Raw genomic sequence first — 25,617 nt, 5'->3', positions numbered from 1 at the left:
GGGGCCCGGCTCGTGTGAGCCTGGCCCCTCCTCGTTGCTGCGCCTACTTCGGCAGCCGCAGGATCGGTTTGATCACCTCGCCCGACTTGGAGTCGGCGAGCGCCTGCTCGATCTGGTCGAACTCGTAATACCTGACCAGCTTGTCGAAGGGGAACCGGCCCTGCTTGAAGAGCTCGACGAGCGCCGGGATGAGCTGGCCGGAGCGCCCTCCGCCGCCGAGCACACCGACGACCCTTTTGCCCCACAGCGTGGAGAGGTGGTCGAGGGAGAAGCGCGCCCCTGCGGGGGCACCGCCGATGAGCACGAGGGTGCCGAGCATCCCCACCGTGTCGGCCATCTTCTCGATGACGGGAATGACGCCCGTGCAGTCGTAGGCGAAGTCGACCGTCGACCCGGTGATCGTTGCGACCTCCTCGACGAGGTCGTTGTCGCGGGAGTTGATCGTGTGGGTCGCGCCGAACTCGCGGGCCATCGCAAGACGGTTGTCGTGCACGTCGGCCGCGATGATCGTCGTGGCGCCCGTGTTCGTGGCCGCCATGATCGCGGCGAGGCCGACCGCACCGACGCCCACGATGAGCAGCGAATCGCCGAGCCGTGGCCGCGTTTCGTTGAGCACGGCACCGGCGCCCGTGCCGAGCCCACACGCGAGCGGCCCCAAGAGCTCGACCGGGGTGTCGCCGGGCACCTTGACCAGCGCATCCGCCCTCGTCAACGAGTAGGTGGCGAACGACGACTGGCCGAAGAAGTGACCGCTGAGCGTCTGGCCATCGCGGCTGTAGGCACTCGTGCCCGCCTGCTCGCCCTTGAAGCGTCGCCCGGACACGAGCGCGTCACCCGTGCGCAGGCAGTAGCGAGGCTCACCGTCGAGGCAGTTGCGGCACTCGCCACACGAGGGCCAGCCGATGATGACCTTGTCGCCGACGGCGACCTGCGTGACCCCCTCGCCGACCTGCTCCACGACGCCAGCACCCTCGTGGCCGAGAATCGCAGGAAAGGTGACTCCCATGTCGCCCTCGCGGGAGATCAGGTCGGTGTGGCAGACCCCCACGGCGGCGATGCGCACGAGCGCCTCACCCCTGCCGGGTGCCTCAAGCTCGACCTCCTGCTGCTCGAACGGTGCGTCCTGCTCTTCAACAACCAGTGCCTGGATCTTCATGCCGCCACGGTGCCACCGCGCGCCTGAGCATTCAACGATTTGCACGGGGCTCACAGGTCGAGCGGTATCCGCGCACCGGATGTTCACCTCGCATTCATTCGAAGTCTGGCGGTCTCGTAATTCGTCGTCTCCTGCACCTGCTTGTCTCTCCCGCGTCTGCTTCCCCTCCCGAAAGGCACAGCCATGAACATCCGCCCCCTCGCGAGCCTCGGCGCCATCACCCTCGTCGGCACCCTTGCGCTCACCGGCTGCACGGCCGGAGCATCCGCCGACGAATCGGCCGGGGTCATCCGCATCGCCACACTCCCTGCTGGCGACGACCCAACCGCCGTCAATCCCATCGAAGCCCTCGGCGACCTCATCGAGGCCGAGACCGGCATGGAGGTCGAGATCATCGACGCCCCCGACTACCTCGGGGTCGTCGAGGCCGTGCGGGCCGACCACGTCGACATCGCCCTCATGAGCGCCTTCCCGAGCGCCCTCGCCGTCAACACGGGCGAGGTGGATGCCCTCATGACCTGGCCGGGCTCGCCCGACCCGGTCTCGAAGTGTTACGTGCTCGCCGACTCCCCCATCCAGTCGGTCAAGGAGCTGGAGGGCAAGACGGTCGCCTTCGCCGACCCCGGCTCAAGCTCGGGCTTCTTCATGCCCGTGCACCTGCTCGACAGCGTGGGTCTCGAGCGCGACGCCGACTACGACGCGCTCTTCACGGGCGGCCACGACCGCAGCGCGATCGCCGTCAAGGAGGGCCAGGTCGACGCGGCTTGCACCGCCACCATGCTGACGAAGATGCTCGGCACCGACTTCTTCCCCTTCGAGGAGGGCGACATCCGCTTCATCGGCGAAAGCATCCCGATGGATGTCAGCATGGCGGTCATCGCGAGCCAGGCGATGAGCGACGCGAAGCGCGACGCCCTGCTCGAGGCGCTGCCCAAGGTCTTCGTCGAGAAGAACAAGGATTCACTCGGTGTCTATGCCGAGGCCGGCATCATCGGGGTTGACCCCATCCTCACGCCGGGCCGCGAGGCATTCCAGTCCCTCGTCGACGTGGCCGCCGTCGCCGGCGTCGACATCTCGGACCTCAAGTGATGACGGCCGACACCACGGTGGTGCCTGCGCGTGAACTCGCGCAGGCACCCGCCACGACCGCCGAACTCCGCGCCATGCTGCCGCTCGTGCAGGTGCGCGACCTGAAGGTCGAGTACAACGCGGCGGACGGGCTCGTGCTCGACGGGGTCGACCTCGACCTGTTCCCCGGCGAGCTGGTCGCCCTGCTCGGCTCCTCCGGTTCCGGCAAGTCCACCCTCATGCGCACGCTCACCGGGTTCGCGCCCATCACGAGCGGCACGGTGCGGGCGGCCGGTTACGACGTCGCGAACCTGCGACGCGGCGAGCTCCGCAGCCTGCGAGCATCCGCCGGCCAGGTCTTTCAGCAGTTCAACCTGATCGGCCGCCTCAGCGTGCTGACGAACGTGCTGACCGGCGGGCTGCACCACGCAGGGCCGTACAACCTCGTCGGTGGATTCCGCAGTGAGCAGCGCAAGCGCGCACTCGAACTGCTCGACCGGGTCGGCATCGCCCACAAGGCCCGGGATGAGGCGCGCTCCCTCTCCGGCGGGCAGCAGCAGCGGGTCGCCATCGCGCGGGCGCTCATGCAGCAACCGAAGCTGATCCTCGCCGACGAGCCCGTCGCATCCCTCGACCCGAAGCTCTCTGACTCGGTGCTCGAACTGCTGCGCTCGATCGCGCGCGAGGACGGCATCCCGGTGCTGGTGAGCCTGCACGTGCTGCCGCTCGCCCTGCGCCACAGCGACCGCATCGTGGGCTTGCAGCACGGGCGGATGCTCGTGTCGGCGCCGACCGAAGGCATCGACCCGCGCAGCCTCGACATGCTCTACGACGGGGAGGACGCGGGCCATGACGACGACGCTTGAGCCGAAGAAGTCACAGAAGGAGCTCGACCCCGCGGCCCGGCGACGGCTGGAGCAGGCCTTCGCGGTGCCGCGCGCCCGCTTCATGCTCGGCGGCGTGCTGGCGGTCGTGCTTCTCCTCTGGTCGTTCCAGGGGGTCGGCTTCAACTTCGCGAAGCTCGGCGAGGGCACCGTCAACATGGGGGCGTTCCTCGCGCGGCTGTTCCCGCCGGACTTCTCCAGGGTGGGCCTCATCGTCGAGCTGCTGATCGAGACGGTGCAGATGGCGATCGTCGGCACCGTGCTGGGCTCGGTGCTCTCCCTCTTCATCGCCTTCGCCGCGGCGTCCACGCTCTCGCCGAAGTGGATCTACTACCCGGCACGGTGGACCATGAACGTGATCCGCGCGGTGCCCGACCTCGTGTTTGCGCTCATGTTCGTCTCCGCCGTCGGGCTGGGACCCTTCGCGGGCATCCTCGCCATGACGCTCGGGTCGCTCGGCTCGATCGGCAAGATCTACGCGGAGGCGATGGAGTCGGTCGACACGGGGCCGATGGTCGCGATGCGATCCGTAGGGGCGTCACACCGACAGGTCATCCAGTACGGCGTGCTGCCGCAGGCCGCACCACTCCTCGTCTCCTACACGCTGCTGCTCTTCGAAGGGAACGTGCGGGGCGCGACAATCCTCGGCCTGGTGGGCGCCGGAGGCATCGGCCTCGAACTCACCACCGCAATGAGAATGTACGACTACGGCCACCTCAGCGCGATCATCATCTGCATCATCCTCGTGGTGACGGTGATCGACCAGGGCAGCGCCTTCATCCGCAGGAGGATCACATGAGCACCATCATCGACACAGTCCTGAGCCGGCCAGCGAACCTGCGCGACCTCGGGGGCTTCCCGGTCGCCGGTGGCGTGATCGCGGAAGGGTTCGCGATCCGCAGCGACGATCTCGCGACGGTCACCCCCGAGTTCGCGAGCGAACTGGTCGAGGGCGGGCTGGGCGCGATCATCGACCTCCGCTCCTCCGACGAGTTCGGCGCGACAGGTCGCGGCCCCTTCGGCGAGCAGCCCGTCACCTACCATCACGTGCCGCTCATGCGCAGCATCAGCGCCGCGAGCATGCCCGCCTTCGAACCGGGCACCATCCCGCCCATGGGCGAGCTCTACCCGCTCATCTTCGAACGGGCCGCGGGACAACTCGTCGCGGCCCTCGGCATCATGGCGTACTCGACGGGCGCGGTCGCCTTCCACTGCGCGGCCGGTCGCGACCGCACCGGGGTGCTCGCGGCATCCCTCCTCCTCGCCCTCGGTGCGAGCGATGACGTCATCGTGGCCGACTACGAGCTCACCCACGCCAACATGGCCGGCGTCGGCGAGCGCACACGGGCGAACCTCGGTGCCGTCATGAAGAAGCTCGGATATGACACGGATGTCGCGGCTCGCGCCGCCGCGATCGACTTCAGTGCCGACCGGGCCATGGAGGTCACCCTCCGCACGCTTCGCGAGCGCCACGGCGACCCGCTCACCCCCCTCCGCGCCGCGGGACTCAGCGGGGGGCTCGTCGCGCGCCTGCGGGAGCGCGCCGGGGTGGCGTGAACATGCGATGACCGCGACGGATTTCTCGGCCGGGGTGGAGCGCCGCCCCGGCCGTCCCCGCGATGAAGGTCTTGCACCGCGCATCCTCGACGCCGTCGTCGCCCTGATCGATGAGGGTGCCGAGGTCACGACCCGCGCCGTGGTGGCGCGCAGCGGGGTCAGCAAGGCGGCCATCTACCGCCGCTGGCCGAGCCTGGTCGCCCTCACTGCCGAGGCGCTGGACCGCGGGCGTCGCCCCCTCGACGAACGGCTGCTCGGCACCGCGAAGGACGCGATACGCATCAGCTACGGGATGGACGCCGCCGACCTCGTCGGCGACTACCCGGAATCGCGGATGCGGCGGCGCCTGCAACTCGGCCTCGCTGACTCCGAACTCCAAAGGACCTACTGGCAGGCCCACGCAGCCCGTCGCCGCATCCCCATGGCTGCCGTGCTGACGCGGGCGATCGAGTCGGGTGAGTTGCGGGCGGACACCGACACCGAGGCCGTGCTCGACATCCTTTCGGGCACCTACTACTACCAACTCGTCGTGCGGGGCGAGTCACCGAGCGAACCGTCGACGCTCGCGCGGTGCCGAGCAGCGGTGGACGTCGTCTGGCGCGGCATCGCGACGGAGCCGGGGGCCCTGTGGCCTGGCGGGTGATCTGCTCCACCGCCGACGGCGTCCCTTGCGGATTTTGGGTATTCCTCTAAGTTCGTCCCCCTCATTGCCGCCGTTCGATTGACCTTCGCCTTGTCACATGGCGGCTCGCGTGCCTGGAATACGCCAGACTGTCTCTCTGGGGCCGGATCCGGATCTCAGGCGATGAGCACCGGACCCCCAGTTCCCGAAACAAGCCCGTGGCTGAGCTGTCCTGGCTCGCGCCTGCCCTTGCGCGCGCCTGGACGGATCTGCCGCTGGCCGCACGTACGGCGCCGGTACGAATCGCGGCGCCGCGGTGATTTCAGAGAGGAAGTTACATGGCACGCATCGGTATTGTCACCGAGCGCGACAAGGAAACGAGGGTCTCGGCGACGCCGCAGACGGTTCCCAAGTTGATCCAGCTCGGCTACGAGGTCGTCGTGGAATCGGGAGCTGGCGCGTCAGCGTCATTCGCCGACTCGGCGTACGTCGCGGCGGGAGCGCAGGTCGTCGACCGCGCCACCGCCTGGGCCTCAGAGATCGTGTTGAAGGTCGAGGCGCCGACGACTGATGAGGTCGCGCTGCTCGCCGATGAAGCCACGCTCATCGGCCTGCTTGCGCCTGGGCTCCGCCCCGAGATTCGCGAGTCGCTCGAGACCCGCGGCATCACGGCCCTCGCCATGGACGCAGTACCCCGCATCTCGCGCGCCCAGTCGATGGACGTGCTGTCGTCGATGGCGAACATCTCCGGCTACCGTGCCGTCGTCGAGGCGGCCCACGAGTTCGGCTGGTTCTTCACCGGCCAGGTGACGGCGGCAGGCAAGGTTCCGCCCGCCAAGGTGCTCGTCGCCGGCGCCGGTGTCGCCGGTCTTGCCGCGATCGGCGCCGCCTCGAGCCTCGGCGCGATCGTGCGCGCGACCGACCCGCGCCCGGAGGTCGCCGACCAGGTCAAGTCCATCGGCGGCGAATACCTCAAGGTCGAGGTCGAGGTGGAGCAGTCCACCGACGGCTACGCCAAGGCCACGAGCGAGGACTACGACCGACGTGCCGCGGAGATCTATTCCGAGCAGGCGGCCGAGGTCGACATCATCATCACGACTGCCCAGATCCCCGGGCGTCCTGCGCCGCGGCTGATCACGGCGGCGGATGTCGCGACCATGAGACCGGGCAGCGTGATCGTCGACATGGCGGCAGGCTCCGGCGGCAATGTCGAGGGTTCGGTCGCCGGCGAGCGCGTCGTCACGGACAACGGCGTGATCATCCTCGGATACACCGACCTGGCGGGGCGCCTTCCCGCGCAGGCCTCGCAGCTCTACGGCACCAACCTGCTCAACCTGCTGAAGCTCCTCACCCCTGGCAAGGACGGCCAGCTGACGATCGACTTCGAGGACATCGTGCAGCGCTCCGTCACGGTGGTGCGCAACGGTGAGGGCACCTGGCCTCCGCCCCCCGCGCAGGTCTCGGCTGCACCGACGAAGGCCCCTGAGGTCGCCGTCGCGCCGGCCAAGGAGAAGAAGGCGATGTCGGCGGGCGCGAAGTACACGCTCTACGGCCTGGGCATCGCCCTCCTGTTCTTCGTGGTCGCGGTCGCGCCCGAGCCGCTGCCCCAGCACTTCACGGTGCTGGCACTGTCGGTCGTCGTCGGCTTCTACGTCATCGGCAAGGTCGCACACGCCCTCCACACCCCGCTCATGAGCGTGACGAACGCGATCTCGGGCATCATCATCGTCGGCGCGATCCTGCAGCTCGGTTCCGAGAACCTCGTCGTGCAGATCCTCGCCGGCATCGCGGTGCTCCTGGCCAGCATCAACGTGTTCGGTGGCTTCGCTGTGACCCGTCGAATGCTCAGCATGTTCTCGAAGGGAGCCCAGCAGTGAGCGCCACCACGATCGCGGGGGCGGCGTACCTGATCGCCGCACTGTTGTTCATCCTCAGCCTCGCTGGGCTGAGCAAGCACGAGACGGCCCGTCGCGGCGTCACGTTCGGTATCGCCGGTATGGCGATCGCCCTCATCGCCACCGGCGTCATCGCGGTGCAGAATGCCTGGGACAGCCCCTCGGGGATGCTCGGCCTTGCCATCCTCGTCGGCGTCATGGTCGTCGGTGCCGCCATCGGCCTCTGGCGGGCACGCGTCGTCGAGATGACGGGCATGCCCGAGCTCATCGCGCTGCTGCACTCCTTCGTGGGTGCCGCTGCCGTGCTCGTCGGCTGGAACGGCGCGCTCGACGCACCCCACCTCGAGGGCGCACTGAAGGACATCCACCACGCCGAGGTCTTCATCGGTGTGTTCATCGGTGGCGTGACGTTGACGGGCTCGATCGTGGCGTTCCTCAAGCTGTCGGCACGCATGTCGTCGAAGCCGCTCGTGCTGCCGGGCAAGAACTTCCTCAACCTGGGCGCTCTTGTCGCGTTCGTCGCGCTGACGGTCTGGTACGTCATCACCCCCGAGATGTGGCTCCTCGTCACGGTCACGGTGCTGGCACTGCTCCTCGGATGGCACCTGGTCGCTTCGATCGGTGGCGGCGACATGCCCGTCGTCGTCTCGATGCTGAACAGCTACTCCGGTTGGGCTGCGGCCGCCGCCGGCTTCCTGCTCTCGAACGACCTGCTCATCGTCACGGGTGCGCTCGTGGGCTCCTCGGGTGCCTACCTGTCGTACATCATGTGCAAGGCGATGAACCGCTCCTTCATCTCCGTCATCGCGGGGGGCTTCGGCATCGAAGCACCCGCCAAGGGCGGAGACGAAGACCAGGGCGAGCACCGCGAGATCGACGCTGAGGCGACGGCCGAGCTGCTGGCCGGTGCCTCCAGCGTCGTCATCACTCCGGGCTACGGCATGGCCGTCGCGCAGGCGCAGTACCCGGTGGCGGAACTCGCGAGCCGCCTGCGTGAGCGTGGTGTCGAAGTGCGCTTCGGTATCCACCCGGTCGCCGGTCGTCTGCCTGGGCACATGAACGTGCTGCTGGCAGAGGCGAAGGTGCCGTATGACATCGTCCTCGAAATGGACGAGATCAACGACGAGCTCGCAGAGACCGACGTCGTGCTCGTGATCGGCGCCAACGACACCGTCAACCCCGCCGCTGCGGAAGACCCCAGCTCCCCCATCGCCGGCATGCCGGTGCTGCGGGCGTGGGAAGCACGCAACGTCATCGTGTTCAAGCGGTCCATGGCATCCGGTTACGCCGGCGTGCAGAACCCGCTGTTCTTCCGCGAGAACACGCAGATGCTGTTCGGTGACGCCAAGGAGCGCGTGGAGGACATCCTCCGCACCCTCTGACGCACCCATCGCACACCGGCGGGCAGGTCACGACCACACGGTCGGGCCTGCCCGCCGGTGTTTCTGGGCAGCATTGCAAGAGCACGGACAAAACGACAAAGGCCCCGATTCCCAGTTCACTGGGATTCGGGGCCTTCGGATTTGGCGGTGACGGTGGGATTTGAACCCACGGTAGCTTTCACTACACAACTTTTCGAGAGTTGCACCTTCGGCCGCTCGGACACGTCACCGGGATCGATTGTAGTACACGGAGAGACCGTGTCCCGTCGCGTGGCGTCCGCTCCCTTCTCAGCAAATGGTTCGTACGATCCCAGCATGAAGCTCACCAGAATTGCGATCGGGGCGGGGGCGACCGCGCTCTTCGCCGCGACCGGCGCCCTCGCCACGACGCTCGTGCAACAGCGACGAATGCGCGGGATGGAAACCCTGGCGCAGACCCTCCCCGTGCACTCGAAATGGTGGCGGGAGCATGCCAAACGCGAGGGCGAGCTGCTCTACGTCGTGCTCGGCGACTCGGCAGCGCAGGGCATCGGGGCGAGCAAGCCCAACCGCGGCTACGTCGGCGCGATTATGAATGAGCTCGCGGAAACGACGGGGCGCAGCATCCGTGTGGTCAATCTGAGCATCGCGGGCGCTCGGTTGCGCGAGGCCCTCGAGCTACAGCTGCCCGCAATGCGCCGACTTGGCCCGCCCGACTTCGTGACCGTGGGAATCGGGGCCAACGACATCGGCAGCTACGACCGGGAGCGCTTCGAGCGCGAGATCGAGGAGCTGTATTCGGCGATGCCGCCTCACACCATCGTGGGCGACATCCCGAGCTTCTACATCGGGGCGGGGGAGCGGCGGGTGCGCGAGGCCAACGCCATCCTGCACGAGACCGCACGCCGACACGGGCTTGTCGTCGCGCCCGTCTACAGCGAAACCCGGCGACTTGGCGTGCTGCGCTACGCGCTCAATCAGGTTGCCGCAGACTTCTTCCACCCCAATGACCGGGGGTACAAGGCGTGGGCACGGGCGTTCTTGCCCCTCGTGCGCGAGGTGGCTCGGGGCTTGCGGGTCCGGCCGGTGGAGACCAGCGGTGCGGAGGCTTCGGGCTCAGGCGCTCCCGGGCCAGGCGCTCCCGCCCAGTGATGCGGATGCTGCGCCCAGTGACGCGGATGCTGCGCTAGCGAGCCTGCTCCGCGGCGTGCGCGCACGATCCACAGCGACCCGCGAGGGTGCTCTGCTCGAGCGCGAGACCGAAGCCCGTCGCCGCCTCCACGGTTCGCTCGACGCTCTGGAACACCTCGAGGGGAAGCACGACGACCTGCCCGCAGTGCACACAGTGACCATGCAGGTGGGCGCGACCGGCGCCGGGCGCGGCCAGGTGGTAGCGCATGGCACCCCCCGGTGACGGGGCTCGGGACACGATTCCCGTCTCGGTCAGGAGTTCCAGCGTGCGGTAGACCGTGGCCCGGTGCACATCGCCGCCTTCGAGGATGTCGGTGACCTCCTCCGCCGTCAGATGATCGGGCCGCGAGGCGAGCGCACCCAGGACTGCACGCCTCGGCGCGGTGACACGCTGGCCGAGCATCCGCAGCGCGGCGATCGCGGCGCGCAGGTCCTCGGCCGTAGCTCCCGCGTGCATTGCCGCGTGCTCGTGGGGTGCGTCGGAGACCGGCATGGGGGTCATAGTGCCATGTTCCACTCGGAACACTCCGGGCGTCTGAGTGGCGCCTGGGCATCGGTGTCGCTCAGGACCAACGGCCCTTCAGCGCCCCCGCTGCTGCGATAATTTCGCAGCTATGACCGCCCGGGCCGGACTCTCGCAGTACGACCCGACTCGCGCGACGGGATTCCGCAGTTGCTGTTCCAACCCGAGGATGCGGACAGGGCAAACACCGTGAGAGAACTCAGCGCACATGTCTGAGTCCGCAGCGCAGCGCAGGATGACGCGGTACTGGAGCGCGCGGGCGCTGGCGTACGACGAGAGCCAGACCCGGCGACAACGCCTTCCCGGTGCACTGGAGGTGTGGCGTGGCGTCTGGGATGCGTCGTTGCCTCCTGCACCCGCAGAGGTGCTCGATCTCGGCACCGGCAGCGGCAACGTCGCGCATCTGCTGGCCAGTCTGGGTCATCGTGTCGTGGGGATAGACCTCGCGCAAGGGATGCTCGCTCAAGCACGAGCGAAGAAAGCCTTCGGATCGCCCGCGCCGCGTTTCCGGTGTGGGGACGCCGTCTCCCCGCCCTTCGCGGCGGGCGCCTTTGATGCCCTGACCTGCCGGTACCTGCTGTGGACGCTTCGCGACCCCGGACGCGCCTTCGCTGCCTGGCTTCGCCTCCTGCGACCCGGCGGGGTGCTCGTTGCCGTCGACTCCTGCTGGTACCCGTCCGGGATCGCGGCCAGCGATGCCGGGCACGGGCCCGAGCCGGATGGGGAGTTTGCCGCCGCCTATGACCCGGAGGCTGTGCAGCATCTTCCGTTCGCCGAGGCACCGGATTTCACCGGGGTGACCGAGCTGCTCCGCCATACCGGTTTCGCCGAGGTCGAAACGGCACCCCTGCCGTCGGTACTGGCGCTCGACGAGCGACACGGTGTGGCCCCGGGGCATCCGATACAGATGCAGTACCGGATCACGGCCCGCCGCCCCTGAGCACGGTGCCTCCCTCGCGTGACGGTGGTCGCGCCTACGCTGGAGGCATGGCCCGCGCTACCACCAACTTCCGCTGCACCGAGTGCGGCTGGACCACCCCCAAATGGGCCGGGCGCTGCGGCGAGTGCCAGGCGTGGGGAACCATCGTCGAGACGGGGGAACAGACCGGGATCGTGCGTGCCGTCAAAGCCGTTGCCGTGAGCGACGATCGCGCCGCGAAGCCGATCACGTCGATCACGGCCCCTGACGTCGAACACTGGCCCAGCGGCATCCGCGAGTTCGACCGCGTGCTCGGCGGGGGCATCGTGCCCGGCGCGACCATCCTGCTGAGCGGCGAACCCGGCGTCGGCAAGTCAACGCTCCTGCTCGAGGTCGCCTCGAAGGCGGCACAGGGCGGGCAGCGTGTGCTCTACGTCTCCGCCGAGGAGTCCGTCAACCAGGTGCGGATGCGCGCGCAACGCACCGACGCTCTCCACGACAATCTCTACCTCGCAGCCGAGACCGACCTCGCGACCATCATCGGGCAGGTCGACCAGGTGCAGCCGGAGCTGCTGATCGTTGACTCCGTGCAGACCGTCTCCTCCTCATTGAACGACGGCCTCGCAGGGCAGCCGGGGCAGGTGCGCGAGGTCGCGTCCACCCTGATCCGTGTCGCCAAGGATCGCGGGCTCCCCCTCCTCCTCGTGGGGCACGTCACCAAGGACGGCACGATCGCCGGCCCGCGCGTGCTCGAACACCTTGTCGACGTCGTGTGCCAGTTCGAGGGCGACCGACAGACGGCGCTCCGATTCATCCGCGCCCACAAGAACCGCTTCGGCCCAACGGATGAGGTCGGGTGCTTCGAGATGACCGGCGACGGAATCGCCGAGGTCGCCGACCCCAGCGGCCTCTTCATGAGCCGCGGCAGCGCTCCCGTGAGCGGCACCTGCGTCACCATCTCCGTCGAAGGGCGCCGCGCCCTCCCCGTCGAGGTGCAGGCCCTCATCGTCAAGAGCTCGGCACCGCAACCTCGACGCGTCACCAACGGGGTCGACTCCTCCCGCGTCGCCATGTTGCTCGCCGTGCTCGAACGCCGCGCCGGCATGAAGCTCAGCGAGAACGACGTCTACGTCTCCACCGTCGGCGGCATCCGACTCACCGAGCCCGGCGCCGACCTCGCGATTGCCCTCGCCATTGCGAGCGCCTACAGCGACAAGTCGTTCCCCGGCACACTCGCCGCCGTCGGCGAGATCAGCTTGGCCGGCGAGATCCGCCCCGTCTCCCACGCCAAGCAGCGCGCCTCCGAAGCTCGGCGGCTGGGCTTCACCACCCTCGTCGACAGCAGCAGTGCCCACCTCCGCGACGCCATGCGCACCGCATTCGCCACGGCGGAGACCGTGCAAGCCGACGTGCCTCAGTTCTGAGACCGCGGCACCCCACCAAGACAAGTTCGCCCGCCAGGTAACAGGGCGCTCTCCGCCGCGGACGGCTCGGGACCTTGGTCCCTGTTCGCGCCTGAAGGTCGCAGCTACCGTCAGCCAGACCGTGCTGAGCAATGGGCACACCCCCCGTGTGCCGCGGCGAACCTGGAAGGTCCCCATGAGCGACAAGTCTGAAAACCCGACTCGGCCCTCGCGAGCGCAGAACGGACTGCGCGCCGCACTCGCAACCGTTGCCGCCGCCGCATTCGTGCTGATGTCACTGACCCCCGCGCACGCGAGGCTCGACGACGAGACGCCGGCAGGTGAGGCGGCCATCGGCGCCAACACTGAGATCCGCGTATCCGGCCTCGGTGCCGGACTCACCGTCTCGGGAGGTTTGCCGCCAACCGTGATCGTGCAGGACCCGACGGCGCCATACCCCGCCGCACCGCCGCCAGGCTACGCGCCCCAGTCCAGCTTCGCCGGCGTCATCGAGACGCAATCGATCGACGACCCCTCACTCACGGGCGAGATGTACTGCATCAATATCCGCGTTCCCACCTACGTTGACACGGGCTACGAATCGGGCAGCTGGGAGGAATCGGCGGTACCGAACATCGGCTACGTCACGTACATCCTCAACAACTACTACCCCACGGTGGCCGCTCCCGCCGGCCTGACCGTGAACCAGCAGGCCGCAGCCACCCAAGCGGCCATCTGGTACTTCACCGACGGTTTCGTGTTGACCGGCCCGCCGCCCGTGCGCAACGCTGCCGCCGCGATCATCGCCGCCGCGCAGGCGAACGGTCCCGTCGTCGAGCCTCCCGCACCGCAAGTGGACATCACCCCAACATCCGCCGAGGCTGCTGAGGGCACGGCAGCTGGCCCGTACGTCGTCACGGCCGAGGGCGCCACAACGATCACCGTGAGCGTTCCCGCGGGCTACACAATGTACAGCGACGCTGCGGCCACGACCCCGATCGCCAATCCCAGTTCGGTGGCCCCTGGCACATCCATATGGATAACCGGACCGGGGGTGACTGCACCAGAAACGGTACTGAGTGCGCGAGCAGCCGTCACGGTGCAGCGCGGCAACGTCTACCTGTACGACGGAAATACTCCGGGCAGGCCCGATGCGCAACGGCTCATCCTCGCGGACACGGCCGAGCTCGAAGCGGTCGCCTCGGCGACGACGGAGTTCTTCGCGGTCGGTGACCTCACGGTCAATAAGGAGTTCACGGGAGGTGCCGTCGGAGAGCAGGGTGCCATCCAACTCGCGATCGATTGTGGGGAGGGGTACACCTTCACCGCGGATATCCCTGCGGCAACCAGCACCACGCAGACCTTCACGTACCCCGGTATCCCTGCGGGCAACACCTGCACGGTCACCGAGCCGACCACGGGAGCCACGGCGCAGGTCCTAGTGACGACCAACGCGCCACAGGGCGTTGTGATGGCTGACGAAGGCTCAGCGGTCACCATCATCAACCAGGTCGAGTTCGCACCGGGATCACTGTCCCTGGTGAAGGCGATCGCGGGAGGTGGAGCCGGCTCACAGGATGCCATATCTGTGAGCGTCACCTGTGTGAGCGGTCTGACGGACGTCTTTGTCATCCCGGCTGGCTCGGCAGCCGGCGAGTACACCCGGTCATACCCGGGACTGCCCGCCGGCGACGAGTGCACGGTGGCCGAGCTGGCATCCGGCGAGAACACCGTGGTTACGGTGACCTCGGACGCCCCGGTCACGGTGACGATCGCTCCCGGCGCCGCCGCCGAGGCGAGGGTGACGAACACCGTTGAGTTCCGGCCGGGGTCGCTTGATCTCACAAAGCTGGTTGACGGCGCTGCCGCCGGTTCCCAGTCGGACATCGTGGTCGGCATCACCTGCGACAACGGGCTGGACGAGACCTTCACCATCCCAGCAGGCTCGCAAGCGGGCGAGTACACGCAAAGCTACGAGGAGATCCCGGCGGGCACCGTATGCACGGTGACGGAGCTGGAATCGGGGTCGAACAGCGTGGTGGAGGTCGTTGGCGGCCAAACCGTCAGTGTGACGATCGAGCCAGCAGCGGCCTCTGCAGTTGAGCTGAGCAACACCGTGACGTTCCGCCCCGGTGGGTTGAACGTCGTGAAGGTGATCACCGGCGCGGCTGCCGGACTGCAGTCCGCCATCTCTCTCGAGGTGACGTGTGACAACGGTCTCGCCGAGACCGTCGACATTCCCGCAGGGGCTGCAGCTGGCGAATACGTCGAGAGCTTCAGCGATCTGCCCGCGGGCACCGAGTGCACCGTGACGGAACTCGAGTCTGGCGCCAATAGTTCGGTCAGCGTCACAACGGAGGCTCCCGTCACCGTGACCATCGCGCCGGGTGAGATAGCGGATGCGACGCTCACGAACACGGTAGTCAGCATCGGGACGGCCGCTGGGCGACTACTCGCGGTCACGGGCGGAAATGCCTCTCTCGCAACGCTCCTCGGCGGCGCCGGATTCCTCGGCATCGGGCTACTGCTGGTGCTGACCGCACTCTGGGCAGGACGACGCAGGACGACGTAGACGCCACATCGTGAGGCCCCATGTCGCCACCGTGTGAACAGCAGCGACATGGGGCCCTCCCTTCTTCACAGAGAACCCGCCCCGTGCATCCGCCGCCGCCGGAGATCAGCCTCCCCGGCGAGACCAGCTTGCGTCTGCCACGCCAACAGCGCTCATCCGAAGCTCGCCGCCTCGGCTTCACCACCCTCGTCGACAGCAACAGCGCCCACTTCCCCGACGCCATGCGCACCGCGTTCGCCACGGCGGAGACCATGCAAGCCGACGTTCCGCAGTTCTAGCGCCGTCGCGCCCCAAGCCGAACGCTGCCGCGTGCAGCAAACCCGCGCCCCGGGCGGTAGGGCCCTCTCACGGGACCTTCGTCCCTGTCTGCCGTGAATGGCTCTCTGTACGTTCGGCTCACGGCTCGGCTGTATGACTCGGGAAAAGCTCCCGAGTTGGCGCTCGAGTTGGTCGTCGAAACCGGAAGGTCACGTCATCGCCATGAAAGCCCGCGCCGCTGCTCCTCGTTCCCGGCCCCGCCCCCGCCCACGCTGGGGACGCGGCGGCTCCCTCACGGTTGTCGCCTCCCTCGTGGCCGCCTTCTTCGTGCTCACGTCGCTGAGCCCCGCCCAAGCACGCCTTGACAACGATGTGCCTCGAAACGCGCCGCGGACGACCACAGGTACCGAGATCGTAGTCACGGGTCAAGGATCGGGCCTGACGGTCACGGGAGCTCTGCCCCCCACCGTGATCGTGCAAAACCCGACGGCGCCCTACCCCGCTGCGCCGCCCCCTGGCTATGTCGCGGAGACGGCCTTCGCCGGGGTGATCAACACCGAGTCGGTGGAAGACTTCACCTTGACCGCTGAGATGTACTGCATCAACCTTCGGGTGCCCACGTACGTCGACACGGGCTACGAGTCGGCGACCTGGGCCGAGTCCAACGTTCCCAACATCGGTTACGTCACGTACATCCTCAATAACTACCACCCGACGGTCGCCGCCCCGGCAGGACTCAACGTCAACCAGCGGGCCGCGGCCGTGCAAGCGGCGATCTGGTACTTCACGGACGGCTTCGTGCTCGGGCCGACCATGCCCCCCGCCGTGCGCGCGGCCACCGCGGCCATCATCGCGGCCGCTCAGACAAACGGTCCCGTGACGGAGCCCCCCGCCCCGGAGGTGAACATTACGCCGGAGTCCGTCGCAGCGGCAGAAGGCACCGCGGCAGGCCCCTACGTCGTCTCCGCCGCGGGCGCTACCGAAATCACCGTCAGCGTGCCGGCTGGCTACACCATGTATACGGACGCGGCGGCGACGACCCCGCTCAGTAATCCCGGCACCGTCGCCCCGGGGACGTCCATCTGGATCACCGGGCCAAGAGTGACGGGGGTGGAGACTGTCTTGAATGCGAGAGCCGCGGTGACGGTGCAGCGGGGCAACGTCTACCTCTATGACGGCAATACCACCGGGCTCACCGACGCGCAGCGACTGATCCTCGCCGACACGACCGAACTCGAGGCAGTCGCCACGGCCACCACTGAGTTCTACGCGGTCGGCGATCTCACCGTCAACAAGGCCTTCGCGGGAGGCGCCGTCGGGCAACAGGGGGCCATCCAGCTGGCGATCGACTGCGGGGAGGGCTACACCTTCACTGCAGACATCCCGGCAGGCACCAGCACGACCCAAACCTTCCCGTTCGCCGGCATACCCGCAGGCAACACCTGCACCGTGACGGAGCCCACGACGGGGGCGACGACCGCCGTCCTGGTGACGACCGACGCGCCCCAGGAGGTCGTGATGGCGGATGAAGGGGCTGTCGTGACGGTGACGAACACCGTCGAATTCGCCCCCGGGTCGCTCAACCTGTTCAAGGTCATCAGCGGCGGCGGGGCCGGAGCCCAGGACGAAATCTCGGTATCCATCAGTTGTGTCAGCGGCTTGGAGGACACCTTCGTCATTCCGGCTGGCTCTGCTGCCGGCGAGTACACCCAGTCCTACGCCGATCTCCCCGCAGGCGACGAGTGCACCGTGGCGGAGCTCGAATCAGGGGAGAACACCGTCGTCGAGGTGACGACGGATGCTCCGGTCACCGTGACCATCTCCCCGGGCGAGGCGGTCGAGGCCCGGGTGGGCAACACTGTGGAATTCCGGCCGGGCTCGCTCAACCTCAGCAAGAGCATCGGGGGCGCCGCCGCGGGATCCCAGTCCGAGATCTCCGTGAGCATCGTCTGCGACAGCGGGCTGGACGAGACCTTTGTGATCCCCGCGGGCTCGGCGGCCGGCGAGTACACCGAGACCTATGAGGAGATCCCGGCGGGATCCGTCTGCACCATCACGGAACTCGCCTCGGGCGAAAACAGCGTCGTGGAGGTGGTCGCGAGCGAGCCGCTCGTCGTGACGATCGAGCCGGCGACGGCCGCTGCCGCCGATCTGAGCAACACCGTGACATTCCGGCCGGGTGCACTGAACGTGGTCAAGGTGATCACCGGATCGGCAGCGGGCCTGCAGTCCGCAATCTCGGTCGCCGTGAGTTGCGACAACGGCCTGAGCGAGACATTCGACATCCCCGCGGGGGCTGCCGCCGGCCGCTATATGGAGACCTTCGCCGAGCTGCCCGCGGGCACGGAATGCACCGTGACGGAACTCGAGTCTGGCGCCAATAGTTCCGTCAGCGTCACAACGGAGGCTCCCGTCACCGTGACCATCGCGCCGGGTGAGATAGCGGATGCGACGCTCACGAACACGGTAGTCAGCATCGGGACGGCTGCTGGGCGACTACTCGCGGTCACGGGCGGAAATGCCTCTCTCGCAACGCTCCTCGGCAGTGCCGGATTCCTCGGCATCGGGCTACTGCTGGTGCTGACCGCACTCTGGGCAGGACGACGCAGGACGACGTAGGCGCCACATCGTGAGGCCCCATGTCGCCACCGTGTGAACAGCAGCGACATGGGGCCTCCGCTCTTCACAGCGGAACCGCCCCTCGCATCCGCCGCCGCCGCCGAGATCAGCCTCCGCGGTGAGATCCGCTTGCGTCTGCTCCGCGAAGAGCGCGCCTTCGGAACGCGCGGCCTCGGCTTCGCTACCCTCATCGACAGCAGCAATGCCCACCTGCGCGACGCCATGCGCACCGCCTTCGCCACCCCCGAAGCCGTGCAAGCCGACGCGCCCCAGCTCTGTCGAAAGGCGACCGTGAGCGCAGTACTCCCCCTCCGCGGCCAGGCTGCCCTCATCACGGGCGCCTCCCGACGGCGCGGCATCGGCTATGCCGTCGCCGTCAAGCTCGCGTCACTCGGCGCCAGCATCGTCATCCACCACCACCGCCAACACGACCTCACCCAGCCGTGGGGCGGTGACGACCTCGACGCCGTGCGCGAGGGCATCCGCGCCCACCTCAGCCCGGGCGCGCAGTTCACCGACGTCGCCGCCGACCTCAGCGCGGCCGACTCGATCGGCACCGTCATCGACGCGGGCGAGGCGCTCACAGGCGCCCTCGACATCCTCGTCTGTAACCACGCGAAGAGCGGCGACGACGGCAGCATCCTCGACATGAGCCCAGAGCGCCTCGACGCCCATTGGGACGTCAACGCACGCGCCACACTCCTCCTCACCGCGGAGTTCGCCAGGCGCAAGACACCCGACACCGGGGAAACACGGCGGCCGGGCGAACGCATTGTGGGCGCGAAGCCCTACGCGGCGCCGCGCGGCCACGTGTTCTGGATGACCTCCGGCCAACTCCACGGGCCCATGCGCGGCGAAGTCGCCTACGCCACCAGCAAAGCCGCCCTCGCCGGAATCACCCCCACGGTCGCCGCCGAACTGCTCGAACTCGGCATCATCCTCAACACGATCAACCCCGGGCCGGTGAACACCGGGTACATGGACCCCGAGACGACAGACCGACCCCTCGACGGCCTCAACGACTGGGTCGCGTCGACCCCTTTCGGACGCGTCGGGAGGCCCCAGGATCCCGCCGAGCTCATCGGCTGGCTGGCGACATCCGCCGGCAGCTGGGTGGTCGGGCAGGTGCTCACGAGTGACGGTGGCTTCAGCCTCGGCTGAGTCCTCCCCTCACCGTCGAGGCGCGTCCGCCACCAGCATCATGCGGGCGATGCCACCAAACAGGGCCGCCAGCAGCACCAGTATCCCGGCCACAATGACCGGACCCGCAGACCAGCCGAGCATCGACGCGACCGCCCCGCCAAAGATCACACTGCACCCGAACGCGGTCCACACCGTCATGCGCGCGCCCTCCCGATACAGGCGTTGCGCATTCTCCTCCGTCACCGGCACCGGATAGTTGAACACCCGCGGAAACCGCGACAGCGCCACCAGGCCCGCGCTCATCGCCAACCACACGCCGGCCAACACGAGCACATTCCAGCGCGGGCCCCACGCATCCGCCTCACCCGTGAAGCCGAAATGCGTCGGCACCACCTCCGGCAAGGAGCCATACACGGCGAGCAGCACGGCAGCCCCCACCGCAGGCATTCCCACCGAAAGCCACCGCAGCGCCCTCGTCACTGGCCCCGACACGAACTCCGCCGGTGGGCGCTCGCGAGGCCAGCCCGCAGGACGCCGCCGACCGCGATCCCGTCCCGCGCCGAGCCGTGCCCACCCATGCCGACCGCCCTCCTTCGCCACGTTCGACCCTATGTCGAATGCGGCACGCCCGCAGATTCCGACACCCGCAGACTCTGGCAGAGCCGTCGCTGCCGCCATAAGCTCGTTCACCCGACGAAAGGGCTGCTGATGCGCACAGTCATGTATTCAATGGGCATGTCCCTCGACGGCTACATCGTCGGCCCAGATGGCGGGATCGACTGGTCGGTGCCGAGTGACGAAGTCTTCCAGCACTCCATCGACGAGATCAAAGGCGTCGACGTGCACCTTATGGGGCGACGACTCTACGAGACGATGCTCTACTGGGAGCAGCCCGAGCGGCAGGCCTCGTTCACCGCCGCCGAACACGAATGGGCGAGCCTGTGGAATCCGTTGCCGAAGGTCGTGTTCTCCAGGACCCTCGCCACCGTTGAGGGCAACGCCCGGCTCGCCACTGATGGCCTGGCCCAGGAGATCGAGCGACTCCGCAACGAACCCGGTGATGGCGACATCGGGATCGGCGGCGCCACCCTCGCCACCCAAGCTGCGAACCTCGGGCTCATCGACGAGTACCGCATCATGATCCATCCTGTGCTCGTCGGCGGAGGCATCCCGCTGTTCGCCAACGACCGGAGACAGGTCGACCTCGATCTCCTCGACTCCCGCCGTTTCGACTCCGGCGTCATGTTCCTGCACTACCGCGTGAACAGTTCTTCATAGATCCCGCACGCTCACCGAGTGGCCAGACTTTCGGCCAAGGGAGACCGGATAGCCGAAAGTTTGGCCAGTCACCGTCTTTGGACATGGCGGATGCAGGGGCGTAACCGCCACTTTCGTCAGCCGATTCGCGATCGCGCGCCATTGCGGGCGACCCTAGCGATCAGTCGGCGACAGCCCTAACGCCAGCCGAGTCCCGGCGCCACGTGCGTCACGACCGAGTCGAGGAGTCGCGCATTGAACTCGACGCCCAACTGGTTGGGGACGGTGATGAGCAGGGTGTCGGCGTCGGCGACGGCCGCGTCATCCGCGAGCTGTTCGATGAGCTCGTCTGGCTCACCGATGTAACTGCGCCCGAAGGTCGCCTGCAGCCCGTCGATGACGCCGACCTGGTCGCGCGCCTCAGCCTGGGCGCGGAGTCCGAAGTAGTGGCGGTCTTCCTCAGTGACGAGCGGGATGATGCTGCGGCTCACCGAGACGCGCGGCTCGCGCTCATGCCCCGCCCCAGCCCACGCTGAGCGGTAGGCGGCGATCTGCTCCGCCTGGAGGTCACCGAGGGATGCCGCCTCCCCGAAGACGAGCGTCGAGCTCATGAGATTCATGCCCTGCTCGGCCGCCCACACGGCGGTGTCGAGGCCACCGGAACCCCACCAGATGCGGTCGGGCAGCCCCGGCGACAGGGGGTCGATCGCGAGCGGGCGCGAGACGCCCGTCATGGCCGGGTCGGACATGACGACACCCTCGCCGCGAATCGCGGCAAGGAAGAGCGCGGCCTTGTCGCGCGGCATCCCGTCGTCGGGGTAGCCGAAGGCGCGCCACCCGTGCTGGGCGGGTTCGGGTGAGCCACGGCTGATGCCGAGCTGCAGCCGGCCGTCGCTGATGAGGTCGGTGATGGCCGCCTCCTCCGCGAAGTAGAGCGGATTCTCATAGCGCATGTCGATGACGCCCGTGCCGAGTTCGATGCGGGAGGTGCGTGCCGCCATCGCGGCGAGCAGCGGCATGGGCGATGCGTGCTGCGGGGCAAAGTGGTGCACGCGCACGAAGGCGCCATCCGCACCCACTTCCTCGGCGGCGACCGCGAGCTCGACGGCCTGCTGGTAGGCATCCCGTGCCGTGCGCACGAGCGAGCCTGGCACGTCCTGGTAGTGGCCGAAGGAGAGGAACCCGATGCGCTTCACACCGGATGCAACAGCCGCGGGCCGCTCGAATTCCTAGAGCAGGCGGAAGGGCTTTTTGGCCGACTCGAGTTCGCCCAGCCGCACCTGCAGGTGGTAGGTCACGTCGCCTGCTGGCACGGGCTGCGTACTCGCGTCACAGGGCAGCGAACGCGTGCGGTCCCAGGAGAGTGCTGTGGTCGACTGGGGCTCGTTGGGGGCGAGGGTCACCATGATCGCCTCCGACTCGGCCTGGCAATCGCTCGAGGTCCAGTAGGCCTCGGCGCCACTGCCAACCTCGAAGACCTGCTTGCTGGGCGTCACGTCGAGGATGCACGGCACGGTGCCGATGTTGGTCAGGCGCATCGTCAACTGCGGCAGCTCGCCGCCCGCGTATGCGTCCTTGTCGGTGAGCGCCTCAATCGTGAGGTTCTGCGTCTTGCAGGTTCCGTCGTCCGCGGTCTCATCCTCCGCGTTGGCGACGTCGCGTTCGTCGGATGCGTCGGCCTCGGTCTCCTGCGAGGAGCTGGAGGTCTCGTCCTCGCTCGAGGGGGTGCTGGCATCCGCCCCCGGCCGCACGACGATCAACACGATGACGACGATGACCGCGACAAGGCCGAGCAGCACCATGAGGCGCCGCCGCCAGTACACCTGCGGTGGCTGCGGCCCAACCGGATTCCGGAGCGTCGACATGCGACCAGCGTAACTAGAGGGTCTTCAGCATCCGGGTATTGCCGAGCGTGTTGGGCTTCACACGCGAAAGGTCGAGGAACTCGGCGACACCCTCATCGGGCGAACGGAGCAGTTCCGCGTAGAGCTCGGGGTCGATCGGCTGCTCCCCCATCGGCTCGAAACCGTGCCGTCCGAAGAAGTCGACCTCGAAGGTCAGGCAGAAGAGCCGACTGAGCCCGAGCTCCCGTGCCTGCTCCTCGAGCGAGTCGAGGATGGCGTGCCCGACACCACGGCCCAGCCACTCGGATGCCACTGCCAGGGTACGCACCTCGCCGAGGTCTTCCCACATCACGTGGAGAGCGCCGCATCCGATGACCCGCTCGTCGGCGTCGACCGCGACGCGGAACTCCTGCAGGCTCTCGAACAGCACGACAAGCTCCTTGCCGAGCAGGATGCGCTGGTGCACGAGCGGCTCAACGAGCTTCTGGATCTGCCGCACGTCACTCGTATGGGCGGGGCGCACGGTGAATGCGGGGGCGGCGGAGGTCACGTTTCGATGCTACTGCGGCTGCGGGGCGCCTTCTCGCGCACCGGCTGCGGTTTCTGATACTGAATCGCGGCGACGCGCCGTTCGGCGGCGTCGCCACACCGGGGGCCCGTGCAGAAGTGCCTCAACAGCCGCGCGAGGCGAAGCCAGAATGCAAGAAGCCCGCCCCGCGGGATGCAGGACGGGCTTCTTGAGGAGCGCGAGCTAGCTGATGATGGTGCCCTCAATCGCGCCGGCGGTGGCCGCCTCGACGGGCTCGCGGCCCGGCTGGCGCGTCGTCGTGAAGACGTAGCCGCCATCGACGTAGTCGACGTGCACGTGGTCCCCGGCGTTGAGCTCACCCTGGAGGATGCGCTCGCTCAGCCGGTCCTCGATCTCGGACTGCATCGCGCGACGCAGCGGACGCGCACCGAGCGTCGGGTCGAAGCCGACCTTGATGAGCTGGGCCTTCGCCGCGGGCGTGAGCTCGACGGTCATGTCGCGGTCGAGCATCCGCTCGCCGAGGCGCTTCACGAAGAGGTCGACGATCTGCAGGAGCTCGTCCTGGTTGAGCTGCGGGAAGACGATGGTCTCATCGACACGGTTGAGGAACTCCGGCTTGAAGTTCTTCTTCAGCTCCTCCACGACCTTCGCCTTCATTCCGGCGTAGTCCTGGGCGGCGTCACCCTCGATCGTGAAGCCCACGGGGCCACCCGTGATGTCCTTCGTGCCGAGGTTGGTCGTCATGATGATGACCGTGTTCTTGAAGTCGACCACGCGGCCCTGGCCATCCGTCAGGCGCCCCTCTTCGAGGATCTGGAGGAGCGAGTTGAAGATGTCGGGGTGCGCTTTCTCGATCTCGTCGAAGAGCACGACGGAGAACGGCTTGCGGCGCACCTTCTCGGTGAGCTGGCCGCCCTCCTCGAAGCCCACGAAGCCGGGAGGGGCACCGAAGAGGCGAGAGACGGTGTGCTTCTCGCCGTACTCCGACATGTCGAGCGAGATGAGTGCGTCTTCGTCGTCGAACAGGAACTCGGCGAGCGCCTTGGCAAGCTCCGTCTTTCCGACACCCGTGGGGCCGGCGAAGATGAAGGAACCAGAGGGACGCTTCGGGTCCTTGAGCCCGGCACGCGTACGACGGATCGTCTTGGAGAGGGCCGAGATAGCCTGCTCCTGGCCGATGACGCGCTGGTGCAGCGCCTTCTCCATGAAGACGAGACGCGCGGTCTCCTCCTCCGTGAGCTTGAAGACGGGGATGCCGGTCGCCGCGGCGAGAACCTCGGCGATGATGCCCTCGTCGACGATTCCGGTCGAGCCGGCCTCGCCGCTCTTCCACTGCTTCTCAAGACGCAGACGCTCACCGAGGAGCTTCTTCTCCTCGTCGCGCAGCGATGCGGCCTTCTCGAAGTCCTGGTCCTCGATCGCGGCTTCCTTGCGCTTGCGCACATCGGCGATCTTGTCGTCGAACTCGCGCAGCTCGGGCGGCGACGAGAGGATCGAGAGACGCAGGCGGGCGCCGGCCTCGTCAATCAGGTCGATGGCCTTGTCGGGGAGGAAGCGGTCTTGCACGTAGCGGTCGGCGAGGTTCGCCGCGGAGACGAGCGCGCCATCCGTGATCGACACCTTGTGGAACGACTCGTACTTGTCGCGGAGCCCCTTGAGGATGTTGATCGTGTGGGGCAGGTTCGGCTCCTCGACCCGCACGGGCTGGAAGCGGCGCTCGAGCGCGGCATCCTTCTCGAAGTGCTTGCGGTACTCGTCGAGCGTCGTGGCGCCGATGGTCTGCAGCTCGCCGCGGGCGAGGAGGGGCTTCAGGATGCTCGCGGCGTCGATTGCACCCTCGGCAGCGCCTGCACCGACGAGCGTGTGGATCTCGTCGATGAAGGTGATGATGTCGCCGCGCGTGCGGATCTCCTTGGTGACCTTCTTGAGGCGCTCCTCGAAGTCACCGCGGTAGCGGCTGCCCGCAATGAGCGAGCCGAGGTCGAGCGTGTAGAGCTGCTTGTCCTTCAGCGTCTCGGGCACGTCGCCGCGCACGATGGCCTGGGCGAGGCCCTCGACGACGGCGGTCTTGCCGACGCCGGGCTCACCGATCAGCACGGGGTTGTTCTTGGAGCGGCGGGAGAGGATCTGCATGACCCGCTCCATCTCCTTCTCGCGCCCGATGACTGGGTCGAGCTTGCCGTCGCGCGCAGCCTGCGTGAGGTTGCGCCCGAACTGGTCGAGGATCTGCGAGCCGCCCTGCGCTGCCGGCTGGTCGTTGCCGCCGACCTGCACCTGCTCCTTGCCCTGGTAGCCGGAGAGGAGCTGGATGACCTGCTGGCGCACCTTGTTGAGGTCGGCGCCGAGCTTGACGAGCACCTGCGCGGCGACACCCTCGCCCTCACGGATGAGGCCGAGGAGGATGTGCTCCGTGCCGATGTAGTTGTGGCCGAGCTGGAGCGCCTCGCGCAGCGAGAGCTCAAGCACCTTCTTGGCGCGCGGCGTGAAGGGGATGTGGCCGGTCGGCTGCTGCTGGCCCTGGCCGATGATGTCCTGCACCTGCTCGCGCACGGAGTCGAGCGAGATGTCGAGCGACTCGAGGGCCTTGGCGGCGACGCCTTCACCCTCGTGGATGAGGCCGAGCAGGATGTGCTCGGTGCCGATGTAGTTGTGGTTGAGCATCTTGGCCTCTTCCTGGGCCAGGACGACAACGCGACGAGCACGGTCGGTAAATCTCTCGAACATTCTCTAACTCCTCTGGCATCGGGGCAGGTGTGGATGCCGGTACATCGAGGGTAACGAGCCAACCCCGTGGATACTGCCCGTGTTCGCCCTGG

The 25,617-nt window shown here is 67.9% G+C and carries 22 protein-coding genes and 1 tRNA gene; 15 read left to right on the top strand and 8 right to left on the bottom strand.

What is annotated here, in order from left to right; all coding sequences use genetic code 11:
• Window positions 1-43: 43 nt before the first annotated feature.
• A complete protein-coding gene (locus FVA74_RS02530) occupies window positions 44-1,156 on the bottom strand; it encodes an NAD(P)-dependent alcohol dehydrogenase (RefSeq protein ID WP_147720218.1) in 1,113 nt (370 codons plus the stop codon).
• A gap of 183 nt (window positions 1,157-1,339) precedes the next feature.
• Here FVA74_RS02530 and phnD point away from each other — a divergent pair, with 183 nt between their 5' ends.
• The 7 genes from phnD to pntB all read left to right on the top strand — a co-directional run bounded on the left by phnD (window position 1,340) and on the right by pntB (window position 8,564).
• Complete coding sequence (gene phnD / locus FVA74_RS02525) at window positions 1,340-2,245, top strand: phosphate/phosphite/phosphonate ABC transporter substrate-binding protein (RefSeq protein ID WP_147720217.1); 906 nt, start codon at window positions 1,340-1,342, stop codon at window positions 2,243-2,245.
• Entirely contained in the window at window positions 2,245-3,090 is an 846-nt protein-coding gene (locus FVA74_RS02520) for a phosphonate ABC transporter ATP-binding protein (protein WP_147720216.1), read from the top strand. The genes phnD and FVA74_RS02520 overlap by 1 nt, the downstream gene beginning before the upstream one ends.
• Entirely contained in the window at window positions 3,074-3,907 is an 834-nt protein-coding gene (gene phnE / locus FVA74_RS02515) for a phosphonate ABC transporter, permease protein PhnE (protein ID WP_147720215.1), read from the top strand. Before FVA74_RS02520 ends, phnE begins: the two co-directional genes overlap by 17 nt.
• Window positions 3,904-4,665 (top strand): tyrosine-protein phosphatase, encoded by a 762-nt coding sequence (locus FVA74_RS02510; RefSeq protein WP_147720214.1) that lies wholly within the window; start codon window positions 3,904-3,906, stop codon window positions 4,663-4,665. Before phnE ends, FVA74_RS02510 begins: the two co-directional genes overlap by 4 nt.
• A gap of 7 nt (window positions 4,666-4,672) precedes the next feature.
• Window positions 4,673-5,308, top strand: coding sequence for a TetR/AcrR family transcriptional regulator (locus FVA74_RS02505; protein WP_147720213.1), 636 nt, complete (start codon window positions 4,673-4,675; stop codon window positions 5,306-5,308).
• A gap of 317 nt (window positions 5,309-5,625) precedes the next feature.
• Window positions 5,626-7,164, top strand: a complete 1,539-nt coding sequence (locus FVA74_RS02500) for a Re/Si-specific NAD(P)(+) transhydrogenase subunit alpha (RefSeq protein WP_147720212.1) — start codon at window positions 5,626-5,628, stop codon at window positions 7,162-7,164.
• Complete coding sequence (gene pntB / locus FVA74_RS02495) at window positions 7,161-8,564, top strand: Re/Si-specific NAD(P)(+) transhydrogenase subunit beta (RefSeq protein ID WP_147720211.1); 1,404 nt, start codon at window positions 7,161-7,163, stop codon at window positions 8,562-8,564. Before FVA74_RS02500 ends, pntB begins: the two co-directional genes overlap by 4 nt.
• A gap of 142 nt (window positions 8,565-8,706) precedes the next feature.
• Here pntB and FVA74_RS02490 read toward each other — a convergent pair.
• Window positions 8,707-8,794, bottom strand: a tRNA-Ser gene (locus FVA74_RS02490).
• 85 nt (window positions 8,795-8,879) lie between these two features.
• Here FVA74_RS02490 and FVA74_RS02485 point away from each other — a divergent pair.
• Window positions 8,880-9,695: an SGNH/GDSL hydrolase family protein gene (locus tag FVA74_RS02485; RefSeq protein WP_147720210.1), complete on the top strand. Its 816-nt coding sequence runs from the start codon at window positions 8,880-8,882 to the stop codon at window positions 9,693-9,695.
• A 34-nt stretch (window positions 9,696-9,729) separates the two neighbouring features.
• Here the strand turns inward: FVA74_RS02485 and FVA74_RS02480 are convergent, their stop codons facing one another.
• Window positions 9,730-10,236, bottom strand: coding sequence for a Fur family transcriptional regulator (locus FVA74_RS02480; RefSeq protein ID WP_147720209.1), 507 nt, complete (start codon window positions 10,234-10,236; stop codon window positions 9,730-9,732).
• A gap of 229 nt (window positions 10,237-10,465) precedes the next feature.
• Between FVA74_RS02480 and FVA74_RS02475 the strand changes: the two genes are divergently transcribed.
• The 6 genes from FVA74_RS02475 to FVA74_RS02455 all read left to right on the top strand — a co-directional run bounded on the left by FVA74_RS02475 (window position 10,466) and on the right by FVA74_RS02455 (window position 19,189).
• Window positions 10,466-11,197 carry a class I SAM-dependent methyltransferase gene (locus FVA74_RS02475; RefSeq protein WP_147720208.1) on the top strand — a complete coding sequence of 244 codons (732 nt, stop codon included), beginning with the start codon at window positions 10,466-10,468 and terminating at the stop codon, window positions 11,195-11,197.
• Window positions 11,198-11,244: 47 nt separating this feature from the next.
• The gene (radA, locus tag FVA74_RS02470) at window positions 11,245-12,600 is read left to right on the top strand and encodes a DNA repair protein RadA (RefSeq protein WP_147720207.1); all 1,356 of its coding nucleotides are present in this window, start codon (window positions 11,245-11,247) and stop codon (window positions 12,598-12,600) included.
• A gap of 175 nt (window positions 12,601-12,775) precedes the next feature.
• On the top strand, window positions 12,776-15,151 hold the full coding sequence (locus FVA74_RS02465) for a thioester domain-containing protein (protein ID WP_147720206.1): 2,376 nt from the start codon (window positions 12,776-12,778) through the stop codon (window positions 15,149-15,151).
• A gap of 128 nt (window positions 15,152-15,279) precedes the next feature.
• Window positions 15,280-15,429, top strand: coding sequence for a hypothetical protein (locus tag FVA74_RS13530; protein ID WP_168220028.1), 150 nt, complete (start codon window positions 15,280-15,282; stop codon window positions 15,427-15,429).
• Window positions 15,430-15,877: 448 nt separating this feature from the next.
• On the top strand, window positions 15,878-18,028 hold the full coding sequence (locus tag FVA74_RS02460; RefSeq protein WP_147720205.1) for a thioester domain-containing protein: 2,151 nt from the start codon (window positions 15,878-15,880) through the stop codon (window positions 18,026-18,028).
• A 48-nt stretch (window positions 18,029-18,076) separates the two neighbouring features.
• Window positions 18,077-19,189, top strand: a complete 1,113-nt coding sequence (locus FVA74_RS02455; protein ID WP_370454479.1) for an SDR family oxidoreductase — start codon at window positions 18,077-18,079, stop codon at window positions 19,187-19,189.
• Window positions 19,190-19,198: 9 nt separating this feature from the next.
• Here FVA74_RS02455 and FVA74_RS13525 read toward each other — a convergent pair whose 3' ends face one another.
• Window positions 19,199-19,597 (bottom strand): DUF1648 domain-containing protein, encoded by a 399-nt coding sequence (locus tag FVA74_RS13525; protein ID WP_168220027.1) that lies wholly within the window; start codon window positions 19,595-19,597, stop codon window positions 19,199-19,201.
• On the opposite strand from FVA74_RS13525, the gene FVA74_RS13880 reads away from it, so the two are divergent.
• Window positions 19,550-20,449 carry a dihydrofolate reductase family protein gene (locus FVA74_RS13880; protein WP_370512090.1) on the top strand — a complete coding sequence of 300 codons (900 nt, stop codon included), beginning with the start codon at window positions 19,550-19,552 and terminating at the stop codon, window positions 20,447-20,449. The two genes, FVA74_RS13525 and FVA74_RS13880, sit on opposite strands and share 48 nt — an antisense overlap.
• A gap of 176 nt (window positions 20,450-20,625) precedes the next feature.
• Here FVA74_RS13880 and FVA74_RS02440 read toward each other — a convergent pair whose 3' ends face one another.
• The 4 genes from FVA74_RS02440 to FVA74_RS02425 form a co-directional block, all read right to left on the bottom strand.
• Window positions 20,626-21,624, bottom strand: a complete 999-nt coding sequence (locus FVA74_RS02440) for an LLM class flavin-dependent oxidoreductase (RefSeq protein WP_147720202.1) — start codon at window positions 21,622-21,624, stop codon at window positions 20,626-20,628.
• A gap of 33 nt (window positions 21,625-21,657) precedes the next feature.
• Entirely contained in the window at window positions 21,658-22,293 is a 636-nt protein-coding gene (locus FVA74_RS02435; protein ID WP_147720201.1) for a hypothetical protein, read from the bottom strand.
• 13 nt (window positions 22,294-22,306) lie between these two features.
• On the bottom strand, window positions 22,307-22,822 hold the full coding sequence (locus tag FVA74_RS02430) for an amino-acid N-acetyltransferase (protein WP_147720200.1): 516 nt from the start codon (window positions 22,820-22,822) through the stop codon (window positions 22,307-22,309).
• A 201-nt stretch (window positions 22,823-23,023) separates the two neighbouring features.
• On the bottom strand, window positions 23,024-25,525 hold the full coding sequence (locus FVA74_RS02425) for an ATP-dependent Clp protease ATP-binding subunit (protein ID WP_147720199.1): 2,502 nt from the start codon (window positions 25,523-25,525) through the stop codon (window positions 23,024-23,026).
• Between the last annotated feature and the right edge of the window lie 92 nt (window positions 25,526-25,617).

The sequence above is a fragment of the Salinibacterium sp. dk2585 genome (assembly GCF_008001035.1).
In the GTDB taxonomy this organism is placed as follows: Bacteria; Actinomycetota; Actinomycetes; order Actinomycetales; family Microbacteriaceae; genus Homoserinimonas.
This window is presented reverse-complemented; position numbering and strand designations above follow the sequence as displayed.